The organism is Acidimicrobiia bacterium, from assembly GCA_040880805.1.
Classification (GTDB): Bacteria; Actinomycetota; Acidimicrobiia; order IMCC26256; family DASPTH01; genus DASPTH01.
In genome coordinates this window covers 21,453-27,856 of record JBBDHW010000030.1, presented here as the reverse complement: position 1 = coordinate 27,856, position 6,404 = coordinate 21,453, and the positions used below count along the sequence as shown (strand labels likewise).

The following is a 6,404-nucleotide window of genomic DNA, read 5'->3' as shown; positions in this document are numbered from 1 at the left end:
TCCACTCCCGGCACCTCCACTCCCGGCACCTCCACTCCCGGCACCTCCACTCCCGGCACCTCCACCCCCGGCACCGGCGGCGGGTCCCGAGCCCGTGAAGGCGGTGGTGCCCGGACCCGACGAGCCCGCGGCGTCCTCGAACTCGTCCATGCTGTCGTCGGCGGGCGCCGGCGGAGCCAGGGGTGGATCCGCGGTGGCGACGCCGCCCGCACCTGCGCCGGTGTCGTCGTCGTCGCCGCCGTCGCTCATCAGCGCCCCGGCCCCGGCCGCGGTGACCCCCGCTGCGGCCGCGACCCCAGCGGCGGCGCCGGCGGCGCGGCCGACCGTACGACCGGCGATCTTCTTCGCGGGACGCTTCGCCGCAGTGCGCTTGGGCTTGTCCCGCTTCGCGCCGTCGCCGCCTGCCTTCTCCTCAGAGTCGGTTGTGTCAGCCATTGCTGTCTCCTCTGTAAGCGCGCCTGTCGGCGCGCCGACGGTCGCAGGGGTTGCGGCACTCCCGGCCGCCCCGAGCGCGACGACCAGTTTCGCGTCGGCGTCGACCAGGATCGGACGCCCTGTGTGCTGGGCGACCATCTCGGCAACGAGCGGGATGCGTGACGACCCGCCGACGAGCAAAACCCCCGCGAGGTCACCGGCCGTCAACCCCGCGGAAGCCAATGCGCGGTCGAACGCCCCGAGGGTGTCGTTGAGCCGCGGCTGCACTGCGGCCTCGAACTCCTCACGCGTGATGCGCACCTCGAGCACCAGATCCGGCAGCCCCACCTGCACCGACGCTTCGCTGTCGACAGACAGTGCTTCCTTCGCGCGCGTGCAGTCTGCGCGCAGTTGCGCGAACGCGCGGCGGAAGGCCGCGTCGGCGGGATCGATCGTCGCGAGGCGACCGTCGACGGCGGTGTTCACGTGTGCCAGCACGGCCTCGTCGAGATCGAGGCCGCCGAGTCGTTCGAGCCCCTGCGGCGTGCCGAGCACCTCGCAGCCGGATTCGCCGCACCGCACGACGGCAACGTCGAACGTTCCACCGCCGAAGTCGTAGACGGCGACAGCCTCTCCCGTGTGCACGCGGCCGAGGTGCACGTAGTGCAGCGCCGCGGCTTCGGGCTCGCTGCGCAGCGCCACATCGTCGCGGCCGGCGACGCGTCCGGCTTCGCGCAGCAGATCGAGCTTGTACTCGCCCCAGTTCGCGGGATGCGTCAACACGACCACCGCGGGAGGCGCACCGGAGTGCGCGGTGGCCGCGTCGAGGACGTGGTGCAGCAGATGACCCATCAGCGTGTCGGCCCCGTAGGGAGTCCCGCCGATCACGTAGGGAGTGGTGTCACCCAGGCGGCGCTTCGGTTCGCGGGCGCCCGATGTGGGTTCGGCGAGCACGCGGCGCTCCGCGGCATCGCCGGCCAGCACCGCGTCACCCTCGAAGGCCACCACCGACGGCATCGCGGGGCCCGCCTCGCCCAGGACCAGGGCCTCGGCCTCCCCACCCGGTGCCGCGATGGCGGCGCCCGTCCACGTTGTCCCGAGGTCCACGCCGAGCGCAACCGAGCCGGTGCTCATGGCACGAGGTTACGACACGCCCTCCGGCTTGTCCCCGGGAGTGTTCCCGGTTCAGGTCCCCGTTGGGGTCCCGGGTGTCTCGTCACCCTGAGCTTCGGTGGACGGCTCGCACGCCGGGTGCGCGAACCGAGGCACCGAAGGTTGGTCGTCGGGCACAGAATGCGAGTGCGCGAGCCGCGGCACCGCGGGCTGGTCATCCGTTCCCTGGAGGAGCGCCCGCTGCGCGTCGGTGAGACCCGGCACCTCGGGCTGTGCGTCGGCCCAAGGGTCGGCGGGCTGCGAGAGCGCCTTGTCGTGCTCGTCGCGGCTTCGTTCGTCGAGGTACTCCTCGACCAGGCGCCACCAGGGCCCCCGCGCAGGTGGGCGATCGGTCATGTCGACGTCCTACTCCGGAGGGTCGGGTCGGTGTGACGGGTCAGGCGCACCGCGAGTTCGGTTCGAGAGCGCAGCCCGAGCTTTCGGTAGATGTTCTGCAGGTGGAAGTCGACGGTCTTCACCGACAAGAACAGCGTGGCCGCGGCCTCGCGGTTGGTGGCGCCCTCGGCGACTGCGAGCGCCACACGGTATTCGGCCGACGTGAGCTCGCCCGCAACGTCACCGGGTGTCCCCGTCGCGGGGTCGAGCACCCGGCCGACCCGCACCGCCCATCCTCGTATGCCCAAGCGCGCGAGCTCGTCGCCAGCGAGGAGAGCGAGCTCGCGACCCTCGTCGGCGCGACGCGTGCGCGTGAGGTGCTCGGCGTGCGCGAGACGCGTCTCGCACGCTTCGATCGGCAACCCGGCATCGTCGGTCTCGGCTGCCGCGCGCAAGAAGAGGGTGTCGTCGCCGCGCAACGCGGCCCGCGCGCGTGCGCACCTCGCTGCAGTGAGAGAACCCGCGTCGTACTGATCCGCGATCGCCCCGACCCATCGCTCCGCCTCGTTCGGCCGACCGGCCGCGGCGAGCGCGACGGCCAGCTCCGGCGCGTACAGATGAGGACGGCAGCGCGCCGCGGTCTCGAGTGGAGCGCACGCCGAGGCGACGTCGCCGGTACCGAGCGCGAGACGGCCTTCCACCCAGGGTCCTCCGGCACCGAGTGCGCGGGCCTGGCGTTCGCCGAGCAGCGGCAGCGCGCTCGCGAGGTGAGCCCGCGCGTCGTCGTCACGACCGAGCAGTTGCTCGATGTCGGCGAGTGCGACCTCCACGAACGCGCGCTGGAGCGACGCGCGTTCCGGCACCAGTCCCAGTTCGAGCACCAGCCGGTCGTAGGCACCGACGACATCACCCGCATGACGCCTCGCGGTCGCCGCCGCAACCACGACTTCGACGCCACGGAGCGCGGGCAGGGCGATGACTGCACCGCTCTCCCCGGCCGCCTGCACGCGGCGTAGCGCGACGAGCGCGGCGACGCGTCCACCAACCGCTGATTCCTCGGCGGGCGCGTGTACCGGCAGGTCGCCGCCCACGCGCGCCAGCACGATCTCAGCGAGCACGCGCGCGCCACCGGCGGTTGCTGCACGCTCCACGAGCGGACCGGCAAGCTCGGCGGCCGCCGCTGCCCCGACCGTATCGAGGAGCAGGTCGGCCTCCATCGCGAGCGCCAGGTCACGCACCGCACCGTCGGTCGCAACCCGCACTCGCTCCAGCGCGGCGACCGGTCCGTCGGTCCACCGTGCGACCTGCGCGGCGCCCACGAGTATCTCCGGATCGGCGGAAGGGGCAACCTCCGCGAGCGCGCGACGCGCGGCGTCGGGTTCGAACGCGGTGACCCAGGCTTCCGCGGCCGCGAGCATGCGCGCCGAGCGCACATTTCCCGGGGTAGTGAGACCGGCGGCGCGTTCGAGGACGCGCGCCGCTGACGCCGCGCCGCCGCGGCGCGCCAGGTCGCCGGCCACCAGCACGAGGGCCTCGGCGGCGGTCTCGTCCTCGCCTTCGGCGGCGGCGGCAAGCTGCCACGCGCGTGCCGCCGCGTCCTCAGGCCCGGATAGCACGCCGGCAAGGGCCCGGTGCGCGGCGCGGCGACTCGGTGGAGCAACCCGGTGATAGGCGACGGCGCGGAGCAGCGGGTGCGCGAACCGCACGGTAGGCCCGTCGACTTCGATCAGGCCGGATCGTTCGGCGCGCTCGAGCGCCTCGGTCGGCTCGGCGAGTTGCGCGAGCGCGGCGCGCACGACCCCGAGCCGTCCGGTGTCGTCGGCGGCCACGACCACGAGTGCGCGACCGGCGTCGTCGGCAAGCTCGTCGAACCGCATCGCGAGCCGGCGCGCGAGCGCCGCGGGAGGTCGCGGGAGCAGTGACACGGGCACGCGCCCGGCGCGCTCGTCGGCATCGAGCGATCGCGCGACCTCGATTGCGATCAGGGGGTTGCCGTCGGCGAGCGCACAGCACCGCGCCAGCGCGTCGGGTGCAATAGGGCCCTCCGATCGCACCAATGCCTCCAGCTCCTCGCGAGGCAGCGGGCCGAGCGTGACGGTCGGCAGCGCGAGATCGCCGAGTGGCGGTAGCAGCTCACCGTCCACCGTGAGCAGCATCGCCACCGGGTCGCGCGCGAGGCGGCTGATGACGAACGCGAGCACGGAGCTCGTCGCCGCATCGAGGTGGTGCGCGTCGTCGACGAGCACGAGCACGAGGCCACGCTCGGCGAGGTTCGTGATGACGCGGTACACACCGAGTCTCACCCGGCGATCGTCGGTGGGCTCGCGCGTCCCGAGCGTCAGCGCCGCCCGCACGTCGACGGCGTTCGGGCCGGCGAGCTCGTCGAGCTCGTCGTCGAGCGGACGGAGGAGCGTGAGCAACGAAGCGAAACCGAGCTCGGCGTCGGCTTCGACGCCGCGCGTCTCGAGCACCGCGACGGCGCGGTGAGCAGCAGCCACGCGCACTTCGTCGAGCAGCGTCGTCTTGCCCATGCCCAGCTCGCCGTGCACGACCAGAGCTTGGGAACGACCTTCCTCGGCCGCCTGCACCACGTCGGTCGCGCGTGTTCGCACCGAGCCCGCCTCGGTATGGCTGCGGTGGGTGTCCGTGGCCGGAACCTCAGGAAGACGCGGGTAGCGGGAGGCAGTTGCCGCTCCCTGCCTCCACCCCGTGATCCTTGTCGGCGACGAGGATGCAGAGCTTCGTTGCGCCCTCGCCACCCTTGTCGTTCTGGTTCGTGAGGTTGAACGCGTCGAAGCGCAGCTCACCGTGGCCCGAGTCCTTGTCCCACACCTCCCAGATCCCTGGTTGCGGAGTGTTCGAACCCGCGTGATCGGCGCCGACGGTGTCGAAGAAGAAGTGGACGTGGTGATCGCTCGGCTTCCCCTTCACGTTCGGTTCGAAGATGATCGGTTGGAAGCCCTGCACGACGTAGGTCGCGATGTAGGTCTCCCCGTCGAGGCGAACGTCGGTGAGGAACGCACACCGGCTCGACCCCGACGTACACGTGAGCGTTGCATCGGTCGTCGCCGACGACGAGCCAGGCGGCGAGGCCGAGGAATCGCCGTCTCCGCCCTGAGACGCGAGCACCACGGCACCGACCGCCAGCAATACGACCACCGCGCCGATGATCGCGGCCAGCATCGGCCCGCGCCGCCGTGTGGGTCGTGTGCGCGGTGTACCTGAGGGTCCACCCGACGGTGCACCACTGGTGCGGGGCCCGCCGTGGTCTCGCGGCGGGGACGGGGGCGCGCTTGCGGCTGTCGCAGGGGGCGCGTCGCTCACGGCGGCCGCACCGACCGCGACGGGTGTGTCGCCGTTCGCTGCCGCGGCCGCGGCTGTCCGCCGTGCCGATCCCATGACCAACGCGGCACCGAGCGCGACCGCGTGCTTCGGGTGCGCGTCCACGGCAACCGGGCGGCCCAGCGCCGCGGTGACCACCTCGGAGACGAGCGGGATGCGTGACGATCCACCCACCAGAAGGACGGTCTCGAGGCTTGCGGGATCGACGGAGGCCGACGCCAGCGCGCGCCGGAGCGCGTCCACCGTGCCGCGCAGCGTCGGACGAATCATCGCCTCGAACTCGCCACGCGTGAGTCGGATCTCGCTCTGGAGTCCCGGCAGGATCACCGCTATCGTTGCGTCCGAGTCCGACGACAACGCTTCCTTCGCGGCAATGCAGTCACTCGCGAGGCGCGACACCGCGGCGCGCACGTTCGGATCGTTCTGGTCGAGGGCATCGAAGGCCGGACCGAGCGCGTCGCGTACGTGACGGAATACCGCTTCGTCGAAGTCGACACCACCCAGGCGCTCGACACCTTCCGGACGGCCGAGTTGTTCCCACCCTTCGACGGTCTTACGCAGCACCACCGCGTCGAACGTTCCGCCACCGAGGTCGTACACCGCAATCGTGTCGCCGGCCTCGACGCGTTCGGTTGACGCGTAGTACACAGCCGCGGCGAAGGGTTCGGTGAGGAGCACGGCGTCTCGAAGATCGGCGAGTTTCGCGGCCTCGCGCAGGATCTCGACCTTGAACGGGCCCCAGTTCGCCGGGTACGTGATCGCGACTCCGTCGGCCGGACCACCCTCCTGTCGGGCCACTGCGTTGACGACAAAACGCAGGAGCGCGGCGGTGATCTGATCGGCCGAATAGGGAGACGACCCGAGCATGATCGGCGCGGTGTCGCCCATGCGCCGCTTGAACTCGTGCGCGAGACGGGCGGGATCGGTCGCGCCCCGACGTTCCGCGGGCTCGCCGATGAGCATCTCGTCGGTCTCGCGCAGGAACACCATGGACGGGATCACCGACGTGTGCTGGCCGAGGGACACCATCTCGACCCGCCCGTTCCGGTTGATCGCCGCTGCCGTGAACGTCGTGCCGAGATCGATCCCGACGAAGTAGCCCATTGTCATCCTTTGGCGAGACACCTACCTTATGTTCGGCGCGTCGGGGGCTCGGCTCG

General features: G+C 71.8%; 4 protein-coding genes. All 4 read right to left on the bottom strand.

Annotation, left to right across the window (positions count from 1 at the left end; all coding sequences use genetic code 11):
* On the bottom strand, positions 1-1,548 hold a 1,548-nt coding region (locus WD271_07945; protein ID MEX1007764.1), incomplete at its 3' end, for an Hsp70 family protein.
* A gap of 51 nt (positions 1,549-1,599) precedes the next feature.
* Positions 1,600-1,923 (bottom strand): hypothetical protein, encoded by a 324-nt coding sequence (locus tag WD271_07940; GenBank protein ID MEX1007763.1) that lies wholly within the window; start codon positions 1,921-1,923, stop codon positions 1,600-1,602.
* Positions 1,920-4,514, bottom strand: a complete 2,595-nt coding sequence (locus WD271_07935; protein ID MEX1007762.1) for an AAA family ATPase — start codon at positions 4,512-4,514, stop codon at positions 1,920-1,922. The genes WD271_07940 and WD271_07935 overlap by 4 nt, the downstream gene beginning before the upstream one ends.
* A gap of 46 nt (positions 4,515-4,560) precedes the next feature.
* Positions 4,561-6,348, bottom strand: coding sequence for an Hsp70 family protein (locus WD271_07930; protein ID MEX1007761.1), 1,788 nt, complete (start codon positions 6,346-6,348; stop codon positions 4,561-4,563).
* Positions 6,349-6,404: the final 56 nt, after the last annotated feature.